The sequence below is a fragment of the Streptomyces sp. NPDC005794 genome, from assembly GCF_042871445.1.
In the GTDB taxonomy this organism is placed as follows: Bacteria; Actinomycetota; Actinomycetes; order Streptomycetales; family Streptomycetaceae; genus Streptomyces.
Window position 1 is genome coordinate 31,018 of the sequence record NZ_JBIAIN010000017.1, and the last position, 18,707, is coordinate 49,724.

The following is an 18,707-nucleotide window of genomic DNA, read 5'->3' on the forward strand; positions in this document are numbered from 1 at the left end:
ACACCCCCATCGCGGAGCGCACCCACCCGCTACACTGATCCCGGAGCAGGGCCACGGCCCCGCACCACACGGCTCACAGGAACCGAGTGCCCGAGTCCACCGGCTTCACCGGACCAGTCACACGCTTCCGGAGCCACGCCTTCGCCTTCGTAGCTCAGGGGATAGAGCACCGCTCTCCTAAAGCGGGTGTCGCAGGTTCGAATCCTGCCGGGGGCACAGCGCAACAAGCCGCTGACCTGGGGTTTCACCCCCAGGGAGGCGCTTTACTCGGCCTCGGACTCCTCGTCCGGGGCCGTTTGCGTGAGCGGTGCGTGAGCGGACGGGGAAGTTGCCACTTCAATCTGGCCCCACGGATCAGCACCGGTCGGCACAGACTCGTCGGCCTCACCGGGCTGTGCGCCCGCCCCGGAACGGGTGTCTCGGCAGTGAATCGCGCTCGCCACACGAGCCGGGCCGCGGCCTCCCCGATCGTCAGGTCCGCCTCGGGGAGCAAGCTCGTGCCAACTTCGCGCTGCCGGCCTCCAGAACCTTCCTCGCCCACCTCCGCCAGCTCACCGTGGCCACGGCCTTCACACGCGCCACCCGTCGCTGGAAGACGCCTACAGGACGGAGCCGGCGGTCTCCCCCTACGCGATCGGAAGGATCCCGCTGCGCCGGCCCTGCTTGCCGCGAGCCGCCCTGCTACAAACCCGGCCATCAGCCCATGCTGATCTACCGGCCTCACCTGGATGATGGCCGGCATGACGGGCGCAAGAGCCTCACCTGGCGCGGATATCGGGACCTGCTGACCACAGCCCACCAGCAACTTAACGGCCCGATCGTGCTCATCTGGGACACCTCAACGTCCACAAGGCCCCCCGCCTGGGCGACGTCACGGGTTCACCCTCAGTTGACAGCCCGCGTGTGCGAATTGGTCGGAGAGGCACGAGGAAGTCCCGGTGCCCATTCCATACCTACGACGAGGCCGTAGCTGTGCGACGAGTCCGCCAGTAGCTGGCTGCGTCCTGGCCTCCCTGCATCGCAGTGAACTCCTCCGACTCTTGCCTGAGTGCGGCAGCGGGCGCCGTGCCCTGAACGTAGGACTCGAGACCACGGTTGAGCGCGCTGCGGCTCAGGAACTCGGCGTACTCGTGCACGGACGCGACAATCGGAAAGCTGGCGGGATTCCCGTGCACCAAGGCGTTGCGAACACGGCTCCGCCTGGCCTTCAACACCGCGCTCTCGGCCTCGTAGTTCGCAATGAGGGCGCTGTACACGGCATGGTCGCTCACGCTGCCGAACATTCGCCTGATCCAGGCGCGCTCGGACTCGATGCGGCACAGCGAGAGGAGATCACCGCAGCGGTCGGCGACGAAGAGAATCCACGGGCGCGACGGTTTGTCCGCGAGCCATTCTCGGGTCAGCTCGTTGCGCAGTGCAATCTGGTTCCCACCGCCGAGCAGGCACATACCAACGGCTTGCTGCACGTCGGTAAGCCACCGCATGTGGGGCCAGCGCTCGCCGAGGAGGTTGAACAGGTCGTTAGGGGCGAGCGCAGCGTGTGCCGCGACGTGTTGCACCACACGGTCCGTAAGGGGGATCACGCTGCTGATATCTGCTTCGGACGGCTTGCGCATCGCCATGGCACGGCTGAACGGGTGGTCGGCGGCAGTCTGCACCTCGAGTGCGGCCGCGAGGAACCGGGGAAGTTCCTCGCGGGCCAGCGCCGAGGCGATGCGCGGCCCATGCTTCTTGATCGCGTCCGCGGTAATACTTTCACCGTAACGATCATCTGGGAAGGCAGCCTGGCGTTGGGAGACAAGCCAACTGAGAGGGCCGGCCTTGCCGGAACGCAGGACCCCGTACTGAGCGAGGTGCGGGCGGACCCCACCGGAGTTGTGGATCGAGACGTTGAGGATCGTGTTCACCACATGAACGGCACGCTCCAACGCACCAGATAGCGTGGTATTGCCGAGGTCAACACGCACCAGGAAGTCGACGTCGGACTCCTCGTCGACCTTCTTCGCGACCTCAAAGATGCCACCGTGCTGCACCAGCTCCCAGAGCTCCGCCTTGTGCTCGAAGTCTTGGCGCTCGGGCATGGCGTTGGGAACCGCCCAGTGGGCATTGATGAAAGCCACCCGCCCGGCAGAGAGGTGCATGAAAGCCTCGCCTTGGTAGCCGAGCCACACCACGATCGGCTCGACCGGGGCCGGAGTGCCGATGTGGGTTCGGGCCCTCGCGATCCGTTGCGGCAGCGGCACATTCTGCTGGCCGATGGGGATGTCGTTGGGGTCACGACCGAATCCGACTATCGAGACCAGATCGCGGAAGATCCCCTCTGCACTGAGGCCACGCCTGCGCAGCTGATCGAAGAGCAGTTCGGCGATCTGACGGTATTCCCGGCCCTCCAAGGTGCGGTCCTGCGCGGTGGCCACGAGGTCATCCCAGCTGATGCGGACAGCTTCGTCTGCCTCGAGCGCTTCGAGGAGGTCCTTCGCAGTCTCGATGACGTTGGTCCAGGAGGCGCCGGTGCGGGTACCCGGCGCCTGCTTCAAGGTCTCCGCAGTGCTTCCGGTGAGCTGTGAGAAGGCGGTTTGGAATCGCTCGAGCGGTGTGGCGATGCGCGCTCGGAGCGAGGTTCCGAGCGCACGGATCGACTCGTCGAGGTCGAGCTGAAGCGACCTTCGGTTAGCGGAGTTCTTCCAGGCATCGACGCCGCTGGCAAGCTCCACCCACTGCAGGACTTCCTCTACGAGCACGGTGAGCGGTACGACAGTGCTGACGCCGTGGCGGCGATCGAGCGATGAGACGAGGGACTTCAGCCAGTCTGGCTCGTCGGCGGACCAGTGGTCGCTGACGTTGTAATCGGTCATCACCATGGGCCGCCAGCCTCTCGTGCAAGCCTCGCAGCAAGCCGGATGGCTGCTTCATCATGTCCTCGTGAGGATACGGGGCACATTCACCCTCAAAAGAAGGGCCAAGGCATCTCCTCCCCGGGGCACGCATCGTCCCGGCCGCAAAGCATGGGACGACCAGCGGCCCAATGTTAGAGCGGCGGCGTCGCTCCTGCGGGCCCGGGCGTCGGACAGACAACTTCCCCTCGACCGCGCCCGTACAGGGCGCCCCCACTCCTGACATGCATGAGCGACGTGTGAACGGACAGCCCCAGCACCAGGTGTCACGAGCAGGACCGAGTGCATAGCCGCATGACGCTGACCAGGCCGAGGACAGCACCACGCGGCAGACTCGGGCACTACTCGGCGAGGATTCGATCCCACCTCGTAGAGCGGGTGTCGCAGCACGAGGCGTTACCGCTCTGTGATGCGGTTCCTCCCCCAGGGTGGGGCCTTACTCGGCCTCGAACTCCTACTCCGCACCGTCGGGATCGGCCTCCGCTTCGGGGGTGGTGTCCTCGGCGGTGGTGCGCGCTCGCGGCACGAGCCGGGCCGCAGCCTCCGCGATCGCCAGATCCGCCTCGGGGAGCAGGCTCGTGTACGTGTCTGACGTGATGGTGATCGACGAGTGGCCGAGCATCTCCTGGATGTCCTTCAGGCCGGCACCTGCTGCGTGAGCCAGGGTTGCGGCACCGTGGCGGAGGTCGTGGAGCCGGACCGGCGGGAGGCCGACCTCCTCGTACAGCTCGATGAATCGCCGCGTGACGTTGGCAGGGTGAAGCCGTTCTCCGTTCTCGCGGGTGAAGACCCTTCCGGTCTCCACCCAGGCGCTCCCCCACTTCTCGCGGTCCTTGTCCTGCTGGGCGCGGTGCTGCTTCAGAGCCAGGACCGTGTCGGAGTCAAGGGCGATGGTGCGCGCTCCGGCGTCGGTCTTGGGGTCGTCCTCGTACACCTCCCAGCCGTTCACCACCAGTTGCTTGGCGACGGTAAGGAGGCCGGCGCTCAGGTTGGTGTCGGTCCACCTCTGACCGCATGCCTCGCCTCGCCGTAGCCCACGGAAGGCGACCAGGTGAAACAACGCGTACAACCGATCCTCGGCTACATGGTCGAGGAAGAGGCCGGTGTGTTCCGGCGTCCAGACCATCACCGGCGACGGCTTCTGTCCGGTGCGCCTCCAGTGGAGGATGCGCTCCTCGGTCCACACGAGCGCCTTGGGTCGCCTGCCCGCCTCCAATTCGACGTGGGAAGCCGGGTTGAAGGTGATCAGCTGTTGAGCGATCGCGGCGTTCAACGCAGCACGCAGTGTGGAGCGAACGCGTTGGCGCGTCGCCGGACCGACAATCCGGCGATAGGGATCCATTTCCGCGATGGCTGCTTTCATCGCCTTACGGCGGGCGCGCGGCTCGCGCCCCTTCCACGGGATCTGTGCGAGATCCTCGACCGCTTTGCGCCGGGCGGCATTCCCCTCGGCGATCTCGACGTTCTCCTCGGCTATGGCCTCGAACATCTCCGACAGGTGAGTGACGCGCAGGCGGTCGAGGCGCAAGTGTCCGATGCGCGGCTGGAGGTGAACACGGATATTGCTCTCGTCGCGGCTGATCGCGCTCTGCCGCCCCTTCTTGCCCACCAGCCAGATATCCAGCCACTCGCCGACCGTGAGGCGGCTGGTGAGGTCCAAGCCGTGGCTCAGCCGCCGACGGGTCGACTCGATGTCCGGCAGCGGGGCCTTCTCGTCTGCCACCTTTTCCAGCAACTCGGCGATCTGATCCAGACCTTCGGAGTCGTCGGCGTCGGCAAGGCCGAGGAGCGCGCGTATGTGGTCGAGGTCGGCCTGTGCGGCCTTGAGGCTCTCATAGCCGGCACGGCTGAACGAGCGGCGCGTTCCGTCGGCACGGGACGGGAGCTCCTGGCGTACGGAGTAGGAGCCGTGCTTGCGTCCGGCGAGCTTGGGGCACTTCTTGCCGAGCGGCTTGCCGGTCTTGGGGTCACGGCAATAGCAGCGGCGGTGGGTGGAGCCCTTCAAGGGCGTTCCTCCTGGGCGGTCTCAGGGGCCCATTCGGGCGGGTCTACGTCGTGAAGTGCGGATGGGAGGTCGGGTGGGGTGGCTCCGTCTTCGCGGAGCTCGCGACGGAGATAGCGGAGTTTGTACTTGGCAGAGAGAGCCTGGTCGGCGTATGCGGTCCGCTGGCGTTCGGCTTCCTCCTGCTGGGCGCGGCTGGTCGCTGTCTTGGCAGCAAACCGTGCCCGCTCCTCCTCCTCGATCGCGGCCAGTGCAGTGCGCACCAGGCTGGTGTGGACTTCGAAGTCGGACACGAGGCCCGAGTCATGCCCGAGCACTTCCTCTTCACCGGTGAAACGCCGCAGGGCGTCCCATGTCGGCACGAGGGCTTGGAATGGGAGTTCCTGCGTCTGGTCGACGTAACCGACCGGGAAGATCAGGCAGGCCGGATACGTCTCCAACGCAGCGGCCAGGACGATGACATCCACCAACGGGAGGCCGGCGCGGCGGCCCGACTCCATGTTGGCAATCACGTTGCGGGGAATGGGGTGCCCGAGGTCCTCGCACCGCTCGGCCAGTTCCTGCGCGCTCCACCCCATCTCCTTCCTTCTCCGACGGACCTCACCGGCCACGTTCGCCTGAACCCGGTCCACCCACTCCGGGAAGTCGTCCTCTTCATCATCCAAACAGCGTTGTGTCATGAAGACACATTAGCTTGAGGATGCTGATTGGTAGACGCCTGGAGCCGGACGGGATGACCGCGTTCGCCGAGGGCTGTACCGAAAGGGATCCCGCATGCGCGAAAACACCACAGAGGGGCAGCCCAAGGGGATGAGCCGAGAGGATCTGCTGGCCTTGCCGGTAGCCGTTGACCTGGAGACGAGCAACCGCGCCCTGGGGCTCGGTCGAAGCAAGGGATACGAGCTGGCGAAGCGGGGCGTGTACCCCTGCAAGGTTCTGCGACTCGGCAACGCCTACCGAGTCGTGACCGCAGATCTGCTGAATTTGCTCGGGTTGGCGGCATGAAGGGACGGCAGCGTAGCAAAGCATTCTGCGTTGAGCTGACACAGAATCGCTGGACTGTTGGCGGGTGTGGCCGTACGGTCCGTGTTCCCTCGGGGTACGAAGTGGGCCCCCGGCGAGGCAACGCCGGAGGCCCAAGCAGCCCCGAACGGCCCTGGAAGAACCAACCCGGCGGCAAGGGCAGGCAAGCCCGCAACCGCCAGACGAGGAGCTGCCCCGTGCAACACGCGGGAACCGAGCCCTATTCCACCCCTAACAAGCCCTCCTGGCCGCCAGTCGCCATACCCGGCCAGCCGACAGTCCACCCTGCTTCACCGGGAGAGCCGCCCGCAGCCGTCTCCGAGATCGCCCCGGTATCCGAGGGGGATCAGGTGCTGACGGAGCTGCTGGAGCAGATCCGTCGTTACGTCGTGCTGCCGAGCGAGGAAGCGTTCACGGCGGTGACGTTGTGGGTGGCGGCGACCCATCTGCAGACGGCCTGGCAGCACGCTCCGCGGCTGGCCGTCGTCGGGCCGGCGAAGCGGTGCGGCAAGTCGCGGCTGCTGGACGTGATCACCGAGAGCGTCCACGATCCGCTGATCACGGTCAACGCCTCGGCCGCTGCAGTGTTCCGGTCCATCACCGCCACGCCGCCCACCCTGCTGGTCGACGAGGCCGACACGCTCTTCGGCTCCGCGAAGGTCGCGGAGAAGAACGAGGAGATGCGTGGCCTGCTCAACGCGGGGCACCAGCGCAACCGCCCCACCCTGCGGGTTTCCGGACCCAACCATGAGGTCTCGAAGTTCCCCACGTTCGCCATGGCGGCCCTCGCCGGCATCGGTGACCTGCCGGACACGATCATGGACCGGTCGGTTGTCATCCGGATGCGCCGTCGCAGGCCGGGCGAGAAGGTGGCGGAGTTCCGTACCTTCCGTGACACCCCGCCCCTTCACGCGCTGCGCGACCGGCTCGTCGCCTGGCTGGTCCCGCTGCACGCCGAGGCGATGGAGCTGACACCGGCCATGCCGGTCGAAGACCGCGCGGCCGACACCTGGCAGCCGCTGGTGACCGTTGCCGACCTCGCCGGCGGGACGTGGCCCGACCTTGCCCGCACTGCCTGCCGGGTCATGGCCAAGCACGAGGCCGAGCAGGACCAGGACAGCAGTAGCCTCGGCATCCGCCTCTTGGCCGATATCCGCCGCGCCTTCGCCACCGAAGGCAATCCACCGGCTCTCCGCACCAGCCGACTCCTCGACATCCTCAACCAGGACGCCGAGACCCCCTGGCCGGAGTACACCACCAACGGCCTGACCCCTCGGGGCCTGCAGATCCTGCTCAAGGAGTACGGCATCAGCTCCGCCCCCCGCCGCTTCCACGGGAACGTCCAGGCCCGGGGCTATGCCCTTCTGCATTTCACCGACTCCTGGGCGCGCTATTGCCCCGAGCCTGCGCCGGACGCCACGACCGGGGCCTGACCCGGCACGACCCGTCGCGACTCGTCTCCGCGCAGGTCAGAGCGGTGACGAGTCGGGACCCGGTGACGAGTCGACTCGATGTCATCTCCGCACCCGTACCTGCCCTGACCAGGCACGCGACGAGTCGCGACAGGTCTCACCACCCCACCGGGCCACGCCAGTCCCACCTCCGTACTGCTGGAGCGCAGTCCCTTGCCTTCTCCCACCTTCACCGCAGCACCTTCCCCTGCCTCGGTGCCCTTGACCGCAGCGATCCGCACGGGAGTGGCGCTGCTGGCCCTGGCAGCCTTCGCGCTCTCCTACGACGCGCTGCGTCAGATGGCCGCCGCCAGCCACATCCACCCGGCGCTCACCTACGCCTTCCCGCTCGTCATCGACGGGTTCATCGCCATCGGGATCGGCGCCCTGCTCGTCCTGCGGACCGCGCCGCTGTCCGCCCGCCTCTACGTCTCGGCGCTGGTCGGCACCGCCACCGCCACAAGCATCTGGGCCAACGTCCTGCACGCCATCCGCCTCAACCAGCAGACCCGCCACAACGGGCTCTCCCTCGATGACCTCACCGTCGGGGCCATCTCCGCCATCGCGCCACTCGCCCTGGCCGGAGCCGTCCACTTCTACCTCCTCGTCGCCCGGCGCCCCGTCACCCCTGAGCGCCACAACCCCGAAGGCCGCCACGAACCCGCCTCGGGCCACCAGACCAGTCCGCTCACTCCGCTAGGCGCCACGGACACCGACGACGACGTGCAGGGGCCGATCGCGAAGCGAGAGACCGAGACGCCACAGCAGCAGTCTGGGAGGCCGGGAAACAAACGGCCGAGCATTTCCCGAGAGGAGGCCGTGGCCATCGGCCGCACGGCTCCTCTGGGACGAGCCGGCCGTGCATCGCGCCGCAGCATCGAGAAGGCAGTGCGGGACGAGGGTTTCGGGATTTCCCGAAGCCGTCTGGATGAGGTCAAGGACCTGTTGCAGGCCGAGCTCGACGCTGCCACCACAAGCACCGGCTGAGACTCGCAGCCCACGTCCCCAGCCCGTCCCTCCCGCACATTAGGCGGGAGGAACGGGCCCTCTCCCTCCGCCACCGCTTACAGGAGCCCACATGCACAGCCGCGACCACGAACCCTCGTCAACCAAGAAGAAGCTGACCTCCTCCCCAGCACCAGGCGGAGCAAGGTATGGCGTTGGACCGTCCAAGGGCCGGTCCAACGCGATCCCCGCCCCAGGGGTGGCGGAGATACCTGGGAGCGAGGGCGCTCCCAGGACAGAGACCGGCGTGGCGCGAGCTGCTGATGAAGCCGCGCTGTATCGGGTGGCCAGCCGCCGTGCACGCCAGGACGTGCAGCGCACCGAGCGAGTCGACGTCCGATACAGCGTGGACGAGAAGAGCGAGATCATGGCCGAAGCCCAGCGGCTCGGGCTTGCCGGCGCCCATTTCGTTGGCGCCGTCGTCATGGCCCACCTCCACGGCGCCCATGTGCTGCCCGGCCACCGCACCCGGATCGACGATCTGATCGACGAGCTTGCCGCTCTGCGCACCCAGGTCGCTCGGATCGGGACCAACGTCAACCAGATCGCCCACCGTCTCAACGCCGGTGGCGATCCACAACCTGGGGACAAAGACACACTCGCGAAGGCCGGACAGGTCCTGCTCCACGCGCGACAGGCGGCGACCGCGATCGACACCGCCGCCGTTGCGACCGCCACAACGCACCAGGCCGCTTAGTTGATCGCGAACATCGTCAAGCCCGGCCGCAAAACCCGCGGTGTCCTGAACTATCTCTACGGGCCCGGACGCGCCAACGAGCATGCAGATCCCCACCTTGTGGCCTCCTTCGACGGCTTCGCCCCCGATCCCGGCCGAGACCCCGACGCCACCCTCGCCCAACTGACCGCCGTACTCGACCTGCGCGTGATGCAGGCCGGCGAACGGGCTCCGAAGGAGCATGTGTGGCACTGCTCGATCAGGGCCGCGCCCGAGGACCGGCCCCTGTCCGACGAGGAGTGGGCCACAATCGCCCGGCGCGTGCTGAACGCCACAGGCGTCGCCCCGGCCGGCGACCCCGATGCCTGCCGCTGGATCGCCGTGCGCCACGCACACGACCACATCCACATCGTGGCCACCAAGGTCCGAGGCGACCTTCGACCGCCACGGAACTGGAACGACTACCTGCGCGCCGACAACGAACTCGTCGCCATCGAGAAGGAGTACGGCCTGCGCCAGGTCCCGCGCGGAGACCGGACCGCCTCGAAGCGATCCACGCGCGCCGAGCAGGAGAAAGCCCACCGCACCGGCCGACCCCAGACCGCCCGCGAGCGCCTGCGGATCACCGCCCGCACTGCCCTTGCCGCAGCCAGCACGCCGCAGGAGTTTTTCACCATCCTCGACGGTTCAGGCGTGCTCATGGAGATTCAGCACTTCCCCTCGGGTGACATCCGCGGGTACAAGATCGCCCTCGATGGCGACACCAACAAGGACGGCCAACCTGTCTGGTTCGCCGGATCCACTCTCGCCCCTGACCTCTCCTATCCCAAGATCAGCGAACGCTTGGCACCTGCAGATACGCCCTCGGCGATGCCGCCCCAACTTGACGCCTGGCGACGACTCGCACAGACCACGGACCGCGTGCCCGATCTGCTCGCAAGCAGCGATGACGGGACCGGGCAGGCGCACATCGCGGCCCTCGCCGAGACCCTCGACGCGCTTCCCCTACGCGCTCCGTCCGATCTGCGCCCCCAGCTCATGCGTGCAGCCGCCGCGTTCGAGCACGCCGGCCGATCACGCATCCGCGCCCAGCATCAACAAGCCCGAGCCACCAGGAACGCCGTCAAGGCGATACTGCGTGAAACCGCTCCCAAGGACGGGGCTGCCCTCGTGATCCTCCTCGACGCCCTTGTCCTGGCCGTCATAGCTGCCCGCCACTGGCACCAGGCCCACCACCACGATCAACAGGCCGAAGCCGCACGACAGGCAGCCGAACACCTCCGCGCCGCATATCAGGCGGCCACGGTCCAGCCGATTGCTGTAATTCACCAGCGGGGCCGCCACCTCGCCTTTTTCCTGCAGGAACAACAAGCCGCAGTCGCCCGCCAGGCCCTGCCAGACCTGGCCGAGCAGATCCTTGCCGAACCCGGCTGGCCCGCCCTCGCCGCCACACTCGCCGCCACGAAGAAGGCCGGACACGATCCAGCCGCTCTCCTGACCCAGGCTGCCCGGCACCGCGAACTGGACACAGCCACCAGCTACAGCGAGGTCCTCACCTGGCGTCTGAACCGCCTCGCCGACCTCCCGCAGTACACCCAACCCATTGCGACCGAACCACCGTCCCCGGCCCGAGCCGTCCGCCCTACTCAACAGCGGCGTACACGCTGAGCATCCGCATACCCAGGAGAACCCCGACGGACTCAGCCCCCACGCCCGCGCGCTCATCACCTACCTGACTACGCGGGCATGACACCGTGATGCCACCGAGGCCCGCGTGCGCAGCGCTGGCCCCGGTGGCATGCTTGCGTGTCATCGCTCAGGCCGTGGCAACACCCGAGAGAGTGCCATCCCCGAGGGCACCTCGGAGCACATGGGCGATCTCCTCGGGCTTGAGATCGATGCCGTCGATCCCTTCCAAGGTCAGCGGGACCTCCTCCAGCGCGTATTCGCCCCGGCCCTCTGCACTGAACTCGGGCCCTGTGCGGTCGGCGAAGGACCATGTCGCGATACGGGCGAAGTAGAACAGCTGACGCTCGTCCTCGGACTCCATCGTGTGCAGGAGGCGGACGATGTCCGCCTTCCCTGCGATCTCCTCGTGGATCTCCCGATGGAGGGCGGCCTCCCGGGACTCGTCTTCGGCTTCGACGCCTCCACCAGGAAGCACCCAGTACACGGGAACTCCAGGCTTGGTACGACGGATGACCAGCATCGTGTCGTGCTCGGTGACGAGGACGGCGCGGACTCGTTCAATCATTCGGTTCTGTCTCCTTGCTTGTTGACGGTCTCAGTGCAGCAGCCAGCCGCCATCAACGTGGACTGATTGCCCAGTGATGAACGATGCGGTGGGCCCGACGAGAAACGCCACGAGCGCCGCGACGTCTTCGGGCCGCCCCCGGCGGGGAACACACTGGCGCTTGATCTGGTCCTCGGGGCTGGCGCGATGGCGGGCGGGGATCGCGGTCTCGGCCTCGACCTGGATGGCGCCGGGTAGGACCGTGTTGACGCAGACTCCGTACGGGCCCAGTTCGCGAGCGAGGGATCTCGTGAGGCCCAGGAGTCCGGCCTTCGCGGTGCTGTACGCAACGAGGTTGGTCCGGCCGGCGCGGGCGTTGACGCTGCCAATGTTCACAATGCGGCCCCAGCACCGTTCGACCATGCCAGGGGTCACCGCGTGGCAGGCGCGGTAATGCGCGGTGAGGTTCACGTCGAGGGAGTAGTTCCAGGCAGCCTCGTCGGTGTCCTGCCACGGGACACGTGGGTAGGCCCCGGCGTTGTTCACGAGGATGTCGATGGGGCCGGCCTCTGCACGGATCCGGTCGGTCATCCTCTGGACTGCGTCAGGGTCGGTCAGGTCGGCGTCCATGGCCACGCCAGGACTACCGCCGCAGTCGAAGGTGGCGAGAAGTGCCTGCGCCTCCCTCTCCTGACCGAGGTGGTTGATGGCCACGGTCGCTCCTGACATGGAGAGTGCGCGGCCGATCTCGGCACCGATACCGGTGGCCCCGCCGGTGACGAGGGCCGTCCGGCCTTGCAGCGGCCGGGCCTGGAGATGGGTCTCAAGCAGGGGCAGGGACATTGCGGCTCCGTTCGGCAGGGTCGGAATGAAGAGCCGGTGCGGTGGCGAGGAAGGCGCCGAGGTCAGTACCGGGGTGCTGGCTCTCGGCTAGCTTGACCAGGACGAGCAGCATGTCGTGGCCGGTCAGCCGGGTTGGCGGGATGACGCCGAGGATGCGCAGGGCTAAGAAAGCGCGGAGTTCATCCATACCGAGGCCGCCAAGGCGACAAAAGCCGTGCAGGGCCCCTGCGATGGCGGCGTGGCGGCCGGGGCCTGTGTTCCAGGTGTACTGGATGTCGATGTGCCGTGTGATGGCGTCCAGTTCCAGGTGGTCGATGCGAGGACGGGTGTACGAGGGCAGGGCCAAGCGAAGGGTGCGTGCGTATACGTCGGGCTGGTAACGGGGGACGAGCCAGCCGCCCAGAGCCATGAGGTACCAGAGCAGGTTCGCGGCTTCGCCCGCGAAGGTGTTGCGACCGGCAAACTCGAAGTCGAGCCAGCACAGCGGGTCGGCGATGTTGGGCTCGGTGGGGTCGCCCTGCGTCAGCCCGGTGGGCCAGCGCCGGTCGGGGTTCAGGGCGTGGCGGACGCCGTCGATGGTTGCGGCGACGTTCAGTGCGAGCGGCCGACCATTGGCAGTGACCGTGTAGCCGGCCAGCTCCTGGGCGGTGAGGGTGACGTCGGTGTGGGGCAGGGGGATTGGCAGGTCCCGTCGCAGGTACCAGCGGTCGAGCCGGCCTCCGGGCCGGATGCGGTCGAGGTAGAGGTCGGGCACACATCTGGCGAGCGGAACCACCTTTCCGGTCTCGTCTGCCGGTGCCCGCAGGTCGTGGCAGACGCCGTCCATAAGGCGGGTCAGGCGAGGCAGCGCGGACGGATCGCGGTCAGCCAAGGCGATCACGTCGCCGAGTAGCAGCTCGCATCGCCCACTGGCGAAGACATCCTCGTACGCCAGCAGATGGCGGCCCGGCAGCGCCGGGCGCCCCCGCAGGGCCGGGACCTGGATCCGGGAGGCGAGCTGCGACCAGCCCCGCACTTCGGCTTCGGCAGCCTCGCGGGTCGCGACTTCCTTGTGGAAGGCCATCGCGGTCGAGTCCCTCAACTGGCCACTCGCACTCACCCCGCTTCTCCCGGAAGGGTGGCCAGCCAGCTGCGCAGGATGACCAGCGCCAGATCCTCTGCGGCAGACCGCTCGGTGCGGGCCGCCGCGACCATGCTCGTGTCCTGGCGGACCGCCTCTACAAGTGTCTGCAAGGCATCACGGTCGGAGGGGCACTCGATTCCGCTGAACCGCAGCTGGATCTTCGCCAGGAGTGCGGTGACCTTGTAGAGGTCGCGAAGGTCGGGCTCGCCCCTGAGGAGCTGGCGCCGGATCTCGACGGCAGCCTGGATCCCATCGCGCAGGCTCACGTCAACGTCGGTGGCGGCGTCCGGGACAGGCAGAGCAAGCCCCGGAGCACACCACAGAGGGACGAGGCCCCCGATGCCGATGAGCGCGAGGACGTGCAGCAGTCTGGAAGTGACCGCTCCGGCCCGGCACTCGGCACGGGTCAGCACGGTCAGTCCGAGCTTGACTCCGCCGAGTTCGGCTGCCAGGTCGGCCAGGACGCGGCGCATCCCGTCCAGGGAATCGGCCTCGGCAACGACGAATACGTCGAGGTCGCTCCAGCCGTGCTGGTACTTGCCCCGGGCCCCACTGCCAGTGACGACCAGGAGGTCGATCAAGGGCTGCGGTCCGGTCAGGCGATCGAGGAGTGCAGAGAGGTAGGACTCCAGGGGCACCGGCAGGCCCAGGGCGTTGACCGGCATGGTGCTCGGCTGATGCTCGGGCCATTGGCGAGCCAGGACCAGTTGGTCCAGTCTGCGTTCCAGCGCCAAGCGGGGCCCGTCGTTGCTGATGACCTCCTGAGCAATTGAGGCGATCTTGTCGGCGCCCCTGGCGCTCTTGACGAGGTCCCGGTCGGCCACGTCCTGGGCACCCGCGGTCCCGCGCTGTGCCCGAACGGCTGCGGAGGTGTCCAGGTAGGTGATGGTGAGCTGAGGTCCAAGCATCCTGGCGAGCTCGACCGCCGAGTCGAGATCGTGCAACGACTCGACGCTGACGCAGTCAATGAAGTGGTGGGCCTCGCAGTACCGATCGAGGCCGTCCACGATCAGTTCGGCCTGGACGACCGGCGGCACCCGGTACGGGTCCGCGATACCCGCCCTGTCCGCGGCTCCCTCGATCAGGTAACCAATCTTGAGGCGGGCGTGCCCTTGGTGTGTTCGCAGGTACTCGCCGGCCGTGCTCTTGCCGCTCTCCGACATCCCGCCGAGGGCAATGACGTGCACGTCTGCCAGCGCTCGGCCGGGAATGGCGGGGTGCAGGGGCGCCAGGAGCCGGCGGACCTCGTCCTGGATGGTGATGGTCGGTCGGTCGCCGATCCGGATCAGCATGTCGAAGCGGCCGTCCGCGACGAGTCGGTTGATCTGCGTGTGGAGGTGGCGCTGGTAGGCCGCGTAGATGTCCGTCACAGTGGCCTCGTGGGACAGGCTGCGGCGGGTACCTTCCTCGGCGTCATCACAGTGCAGGAGCAGGAGGGCGCGTTCGTCTCGTTCGGCTGCTCGGAGATCGGACTCGTACGGCGCCAGGAGGGAGTGAGCACGGTCGGCGGCCCGCCAGGCATCCAGGTCCTCCCGTACGGCGACGGTGGCAGCCACGGATGCCTCCAGCATCGGGATCCCGCGGTCCAGAAACCGCACGGGCGCGGAGTACGGATGCCGGGAGCGCTCCAGGTAGGAATGGGCGAGGACGTCGGCCACCTCCTCGGCCGACCCCGTCTCGAACCACCAGCGGCCCATGCCGTCAGCCTTGATGGCTGCCCAGCGCCGGTCGTAGTGGTCGAGGGGACCTGCCGAGGTGGCTGCAGAGCCCATGCGGCGGGCGAGGATTCCGATCTGTTTGGTCTTGCCGGTGTTGTCGGGACCGCTGAACGCGACCGACACGGGGAGGGGCTGCGTATCACTGCTGAGCTGGCTGATCATCGGCTTCCCTTCGCAGGGTGGTGCAGAGCAGGGAGGGCATGGCGGGACCACGGTGGTCCTATCCGGCCGTGTCGTTCGGGCCCGGGTCGTCGACGTTGAGCGAGGGGTGTGCCAGGAAGTTCTGATCAGCCGAGTACTCGCCTTGGGCGAGCGTGCCGATCATGGCGAGTCCTGCGGCTGTGCCAAGCGCCCACACCCAGGCCAGGGCAGTTCCGAGCGGATCGGATAACGCGGGCCGCATCACGTGGCCGCTGCTCTCTGGGCCTTCGCGCGCAGGGCGACTGCTCGCTCCAGCTGGGCGCTCAGCAGGAGGACTCTGCCCGGGTCCATATCGAGCGTCGTGGTGGTCTTCGTGCCGTCAAGGAAGCGGACCTCGATCGGCAGGGCCGCGTGCCCGGTCCGTCGGTCGTAGCGGGGGTCCTTGTCCAGGAGGGCGAGGCCGCAGACGATCGGAGTCGTCTGTCGAGAGTCACGTCCGGCCACCTTCTGGGGCGCCGGATTCTGCATTGTCTCGTCGCCCGCCGAGGGCGGGGTCGTGCGGCTGCGGGGGTCGTGGCCGGTCGTCGTCACCGATGTTCCTCTCACGCGTCCGTACAGGCAGCAACAGACCCTGAGCAGGGCCTGTTCGAGCCATTCGGAGATCCAAGGGGTGATGTTCAGTCAACGACGATCCGCGCTCCCGGGGCAGGGCCCAGGATGTAGTCCTGCGTAATCCCGCGTAATCCAGGTGGGGAGGGTGACGGGGTGCCGAAGAACCCGGCTGTCGCGGAGCTGATCAAGGAGGCGTGCCACGAACGCGGCTGGGGGCCCTCGGAGTTGGCACGCGCGCTCGGACTGGCAGAGAGCGGCGACCCACGTCGTCTACAGCGCCAGCACGCCCGGCGCTGGATCGAGGGCGAACGGACCCCAGACCACTGGTGGCCCTACATCGCCCAGGTGTTGGAACTGAACCCGGAAGCGATCAACCTTCCAGAGATCGCGCCTGCGGCATCCCACGCCGATACCGTGGCATCAGTCCTCCAGCTGGGAAGGAACGACGTGGACCGCCGGAATTTCATCCTCGCCTCCAGCGGATACGCCCTGTCTGCCCTCGGCCTGCCCGACATGGACAGCATCACCCGCCGGACCACGACCGCCTCCCCAGGGGCCGTCCGCGTCGGCAGGGGCGAGGTGGCAGCCGTGCGCCACATGGTGAAGGCCCTCGGCGACTCGGCGTCCGAACTTGGCGGCGGCCACGCACGCCATCTAGCAGTCCGCTACCTGACCCAGGACGTCGCTCCCTGGCTGGAAGGCCGCTTCACCCAAGCCACCGGGCGCGAACTGTTCGCCGCGACCTCCCAGCTGGTACACCTCGCCGGCTGGATGGCCCAGGACGAAGGCGACACCCCCGAACTCCGGGGGCTCGCTCAGGGCTACTACGCCCACTCCTTCCGCCTGGCCGCCGAGGCCGGCGACGCGGAGCTGTCCGCCACCGCCCTGCGGGGGCTCGCCGTCCAGTGCGTCGACCTGGGCTACCGAGCCGAGGCCGTCCAGCTCGGCGAAGCCTGCGTGGAGTACGGCCGCCACCTGGACAACCCGCGAGCCGTCGCCTACTACGAAGCCACCCTCGCCAACGCCGCCGCCCAGGACGACGACCGCCACATGGCGACCAGGCACCTCGCCAATTCGGAGACCGCCATCGGCAGACCCGCTACCGCAGGCAGCGATTCCTGGGCCGCCCACTACTCCCCCGGCCGCTGGGCCCACGAATCCGGCATGATCCTCTCCCGCCTAGGCGACCTCGACGCCGCCGAAGAACACCTCCACCTCGCCCTCGACATCCACGGCCTGGACCGCCGCCGCACCCGCGCCATCGTCCTCGCCGACCTCGGCGGCGTACGCCTACGGCAAGGAGACATCGACGGCGCCATGGCCACCTGGCGCGACTTCCTCGACTGCGCCGACGGCATCCGCTCGGTCAAGGTCCAGGCCGCACTGCGGGACATGCGCGTACGCCTGCGCCGGTACAGCGCGGTTCCCGAGGCTCAGCAACTTCGTGAACGAGCAGGCCACATCAGTGGCTGACGAGGGGACGGCAGTCAGCTCGGAACCCGTCGCCCCCTCCCCCTCGGGAGCGGGGCGGGGCCACAGGTGTGCCTCTACCTCGCAGACGTCCCGCTGTTCGGGATTAGGCGACCGCGGCAGCGGCTATGGACGCGTCAGCCCGGTCGCCGGAGGGGAGTGCTGCCAGATAGCGCTCGGCATCGAGGGCGGCCGAGGCTCCACTGCCGGCGGCGGTAATGGCCTGTCGATAGGTGTGGTCGACGACATCGCCCGCACCAAAGACGCCGGGGATGTTCGTCCGGGTCGTGGGTGAGGAGACCTTGAGGTAGCCCTCTTCGTCCAAGTCGAGCTGACCGCGGAAGAGCTCGGTGCGCGGGTCGTGTCCGATCGCAATGAACAGTCCGGTGGCCGCTATTTCTCGCGTGGCGCCGCTGAAGACGTCCCGGAGAACGATGCCGCCGAGCATGGCCCCCTCCTGCCGGAGTTCGGCGACCTCGGTGTCGAAAGCGAAGGAGATCTTGTCGTCAGCGAAGGCCCGGTTCTGCATGACCTTCGAGGCGCGAAGGGCGGAACGGCGGTGGACGACGGTCACGGACTTGGCGAAACGAGTCAGGAAGGTGGCTTCCTCCATAGCGGTGTCGCCGCCGCCAACCACGACTATGTCGCGGTCACGGAAGAAAAATCCGTCGCAAGTGGCGCACCAGGAAACTCCTCGGCCGGAGAGCTCTTCTTCGCCCGGGACGCCGAGCTTGCGGTAGCCGGAGCCGGTCGCGACGATCACCGTACGGGCCTGATGGACGGTGCCGGTCGAGTCGGTGAGGAGTTTGACGGGGCCGGTGAGGTCGACATCGGTGATGTCGTCGTCGATCATCTCGGCGCCGAACTTCTCGGCTTGGGCCCGCATCTTTGCCATGAGGTCGGGGCCGTCGACGCCCTCAGGAAAGCCGGGGAAGTTCTCGACCTCGGTGGTGGTGGTCAGGGAGCCGCCGACGAAGATGCTGCTGCCGAAGAGGACGGGCCTGAGCTGGGCACGGGCGGTATAGAGGGCAGCGGTGTAGCCGGCGGGGCCGGAGCCGATGATGACGACGTCCCGTATCACGCTCACGCCTTGGCCTCCGGGGCAATCTCGGCGATCAGGCCCTCCACAAGGGTCTTGATCTCGTCGCGGATGGGGCGGACGGCCTCCACGCCCTGGCCTGCGGGGTCCTCGAGCTTCCAGTCGAGGTAGCGCTTGCCGGGGAAGACAGGGCAGGTGTCGCCACAGCCCATCGTGATGCAGACATCGGACTCGCGGACCGCGTCGATGGTGAGGACCTTAGGGGTCTCGGAGGAGATGTCGATGCCCACCTCAGCCATCGCCTCGACGGCGGCAGGGTTGACGGAGGCGCCCGGATTGGAGCCGGCGGAGCGGACCTCGACGCGATCCCCAGCCAGATGGGTCAGCCAAGCGGCGGCCATCTGGGAGCGGCCGGCGTTGTGGACACAGACGAACAGGACGGACGGCTTGCCGGAAGACTCGGCCATGATGATCGTT

16 protein-coding genes, 1 tRNA gene and 1 pseudogene are annotated in these 18,707 nt (G+C 67.8%); 8 read left to right on the forward strand and 10 right to left on the reverse strand.

The genetic code is table 11. The features are described from left to right. The first annotated feature begins 143 nt into the window (after nucleotides 1-143). Together ACFYQ5_RS25515 and ACFYQ5_RS25520 are read left to right on the forward strand one after the other, a co-directional pair. Nucleotides 144-216: transfer RNA gene (locus ACFYQ5_RS25515), tRNA-Arg, on the forward strand. A gap of 460 nt (nucleotides 217-676) precedes the next feature. Then, nucleotides 677-864, forward strand: a pseudogene (locus ACFYQ5_RS25520) (IS630 family transposase); the annotation flags it as partial. An 89-nt stretch (nucleotides 865-953) separates the two neighbouring features. On the opposite strand, the gene ACFYQ5_RS25525 reads toward ACFYQ5_RS25520, so the two are convergent. The 3 genes from ACFYQ5_RS25525 to ACFYQ5_RS25535 form a co-directional block, all read right to left on the reverse strand. After that, nucleotides 954-2,861 carry a hypothetical protein gene (locus ACFYQ5_RS25525; protein WP_389200737.1) on the reverse strand — a complete coding sequence of 636 codons (1,908 nt, stop codon included), beginning with the start codon at nucleotides 2,859-2,861 and terminating at the stop codon, nucleotides 954-956. Nucleotides 2,862-3,348: 487 nt separating this feature from the next. Continuing rightward, nucleotides 3,349-4,899, reverse strand: a complete 1,551-nt coding sequence (gene xerC / locus ACFYQ5_RS25530) for a tyrosine recombinase XerC (RefSeq protein ID WP_389200739.1) — start codon at nucleotides 4,897-4,899, stop codon at nucleotides 3,349-3,351. Continuing rightward, on the reverse strand, nucleotides 4,896-5,561 hold the full coding sequence (locus ACFYQ5_RS25535) for a helix-turn-helix domain-containing protein (protein ID WP_389200741.1): 666 nt from the start codon (nucleotides 5,559-5,561) through the stop codon (nucleotides 4,896-4,898). Before ACFYQ5_RS25535 ends, xerC begins: the two co-directional genes overlap by 4 nt. Nucleotides 5,562-5,670: 109 nt before the next feature. On the opposite strand from ACFYQ5_RS25535, the gene ACFYQ5_RS25540 reads away from it, so the two are divergent. The 5 genes from ACFYQ5_RS25540 to ACFYQ5_RS25560 all read left to right on the forward strand — a co-directional run bounded on the left by ACFYQ5_RS25540 (nucleotide 5,671) and on the right by ACFYQ5_RS25560 (nucleotide 10,719). After that, nucleotides 5,671-5,901 carry a hypothetical protein gene (locus ACFYQ5_RS25540; protein WP_389200743.1) on the forward strand — a complete coding sequence of 77 codons (231 nt, stop codon included), beginning with the start codon at nucleotides 5,671-5,673 and terminating at the stop codon, nucleotides 5,899-5,901. Nucleotides 5,902-6,116: 215 nt separating this feature from the next. Further along, nucleotides 6,117-7,352: a DUF3631 domain-containing protein gene (locus tag ACFYQ5_RS25545; protein ID WP_389200745.1), complete on the forward strand. Its 1,236-nt coding sequence runs from the start codon at nucleotides 6,117-6,119 to the stop codon at nucleotides 7,350-7,352. A 192-nt stretch (nucleotides 7,353-7,544) separates the two neighbouring features. Then, a complete protein-coding gene (locus tag ACFYQ5_RS25550) occupies nucleotides 7,545-8,357 on the forward strand; it encodes a DUF2637 domain-containing protein (RefSeq protein ID WP_389200746.1) in 813 nt (270 codons plus the stop codon). Nucleotides 8,358-8,658: 301 nt separating this feature from the next. Then, nucleotides 8,659-9,072: a plasmid mobilization relaxosome protein MobC gene (gene mobC, locus ACFYQ5_RS25555; RefSeq protein WP_389200748.1), complete on the forward strand. Its 414-nt coding sequence runs from the start codon at nucleotides 8,659-8,661 to the stop codon at nucleotides 9,070-9,072. Further along, nucleotides 9,073-10,719: a relaxase/mobilization nuclease domain-containing protein gene (locus ACFYQ5_RS25560; protein ID WP_389200750.1), complete on the forward strand. Its 1,647-nt coding sequence runs from the start codon at nucleotides 9,073-9,075 to the stop codon at nucleotides 10,717-10,719. A gap of 148 nt (nucleotides 10,720-10,867) precedes the next feature. Here ACFYQ5_RS25560 and ACFYQ5_RS25565 read toward each other — a convergent pair whose 3' ends face one another. The 5 genes from ACFYQ5_RS25565 to ACFYQ5_RS25585 form a co-directional block, all read right to left on the reverse strand. Continuing rightward, nucleotides 10,868-11,305, reverse strand: coding sequence for an NUDIX domain-containing protein (locus ACFYQ5_RS25565; RefSeq protein WP_389200752.1), 438 nt, complete (start codon nucleotides 11,303-11,305; stop codon nucleotides 10,868-10,870). A 30-nt stretch (nucleotides 11,306-11,335) separates the two neighbouring features. Then, on the reverse strand, nucleotides 11,336-12,127 hold the full coding sequence (locus tag ACFYQ5_RS25570; protein ID WP_389200753.1) for an SDR family NAD(P)-dependent oxidoreductase: 792 nt from the start codon (nucleotides 12,125-12,127) through the stop codon (nucleotides 11,336-11,338). Further along, entirely contained in the window at nucleotides 12,108-13,226 is a 1,119-nt protein-coding gene (locus ACFYQ5_RS25575; RefSeq protein ID WP_389200755.1) for a hypothetical protein, read from the reverse strand. The genes ACFYQ5_RS25570 and ACFYQ5_RS25575 overlap by 20 nt, the downstream gene beginning before the upstream one ends. Next, nucleotides 13,223-15,130 carry a nucleotidyltransferase domain-containing protein gene (locus ACFYQ5_RS25580; RefSeq protein ID WP_389200757.1) on the reverse strand — a complete coding sequence of 636 codons (1,908 nt, stop codon included), beginning with the start codon at nucleotides 15,128-15,130 and terminating at the stop codon, nucleotides 13,223-13,225. The genes ACFYQ5_RS25575 and ACFYQ5_RS25580 overlap by 4 nt, the downstream gene beginning before the upstream one ends. 240 nt (nucleotides 15,131-15,370) lie before the next feature. Beyond that, nucleotides 15,371-15,700 (reverse strand): hypothetical protein, encoded by a 330-nt coding sequence (locus tag ACFYQ5_RS25585; protein ID WP_389200758.1) that lies wholly within the window; start codon nucleotides 15,698-15,700, stop codon nucleotides 15,371-15,373. Between the two features lie 174 nt (nucleotides 15,701-15,874). Between ACFYQ5_RS25585 and ACFYQ5_RS25590 the strand changes: the two genes are divergently transcribed. Further along, complete coding sequence (locus ACFYQ5_RS25590; protein ID WP_389200760.1) at nucleotides 15,875-17,194, forward strand: tetratricopeptide repeat protein; 1,320 nt, start codon at nucleotides 15,875-15,877, stop codon at nucleotides 17,192-17,194. Nucleotides 17,195-17,297: 103 nt separating this feature from the next. Here ACFYQ5_RS25590 and trxB read toward each other — a convergent pair whose 3' ends face one another. Next, on the reverse strand, nucleotides 17,298-18,278 hold the full coding sequence (trxB, locus tag ACFYQ5_RS25595; protein WP_389200762.1) for a thioredoxin-disulfide reductase: 981 nt from the start codon (nucleotides 18,276-18,278) through the stop codon (nucleotides 17,298-17,300). After that, on the reverse strand, nucleotides 18,275-18,697 hold the full coding sequence (locus ACFYQ5_RS25600; RefSeq protein ID WP_389200764.1) for an arsenate reductase ArsC: 423 nt from the start codon (nucleotides 18,695-18,697) through the stop codon (nucleotides 18,275-18,277). The genes trxB and ACFYQ5_RS25600 overlap by 4 nt, the downstream gene beginning before the upstream one ends. Nucleotides 18,698-18,707 lie beyond the last annotated feature (10 nt).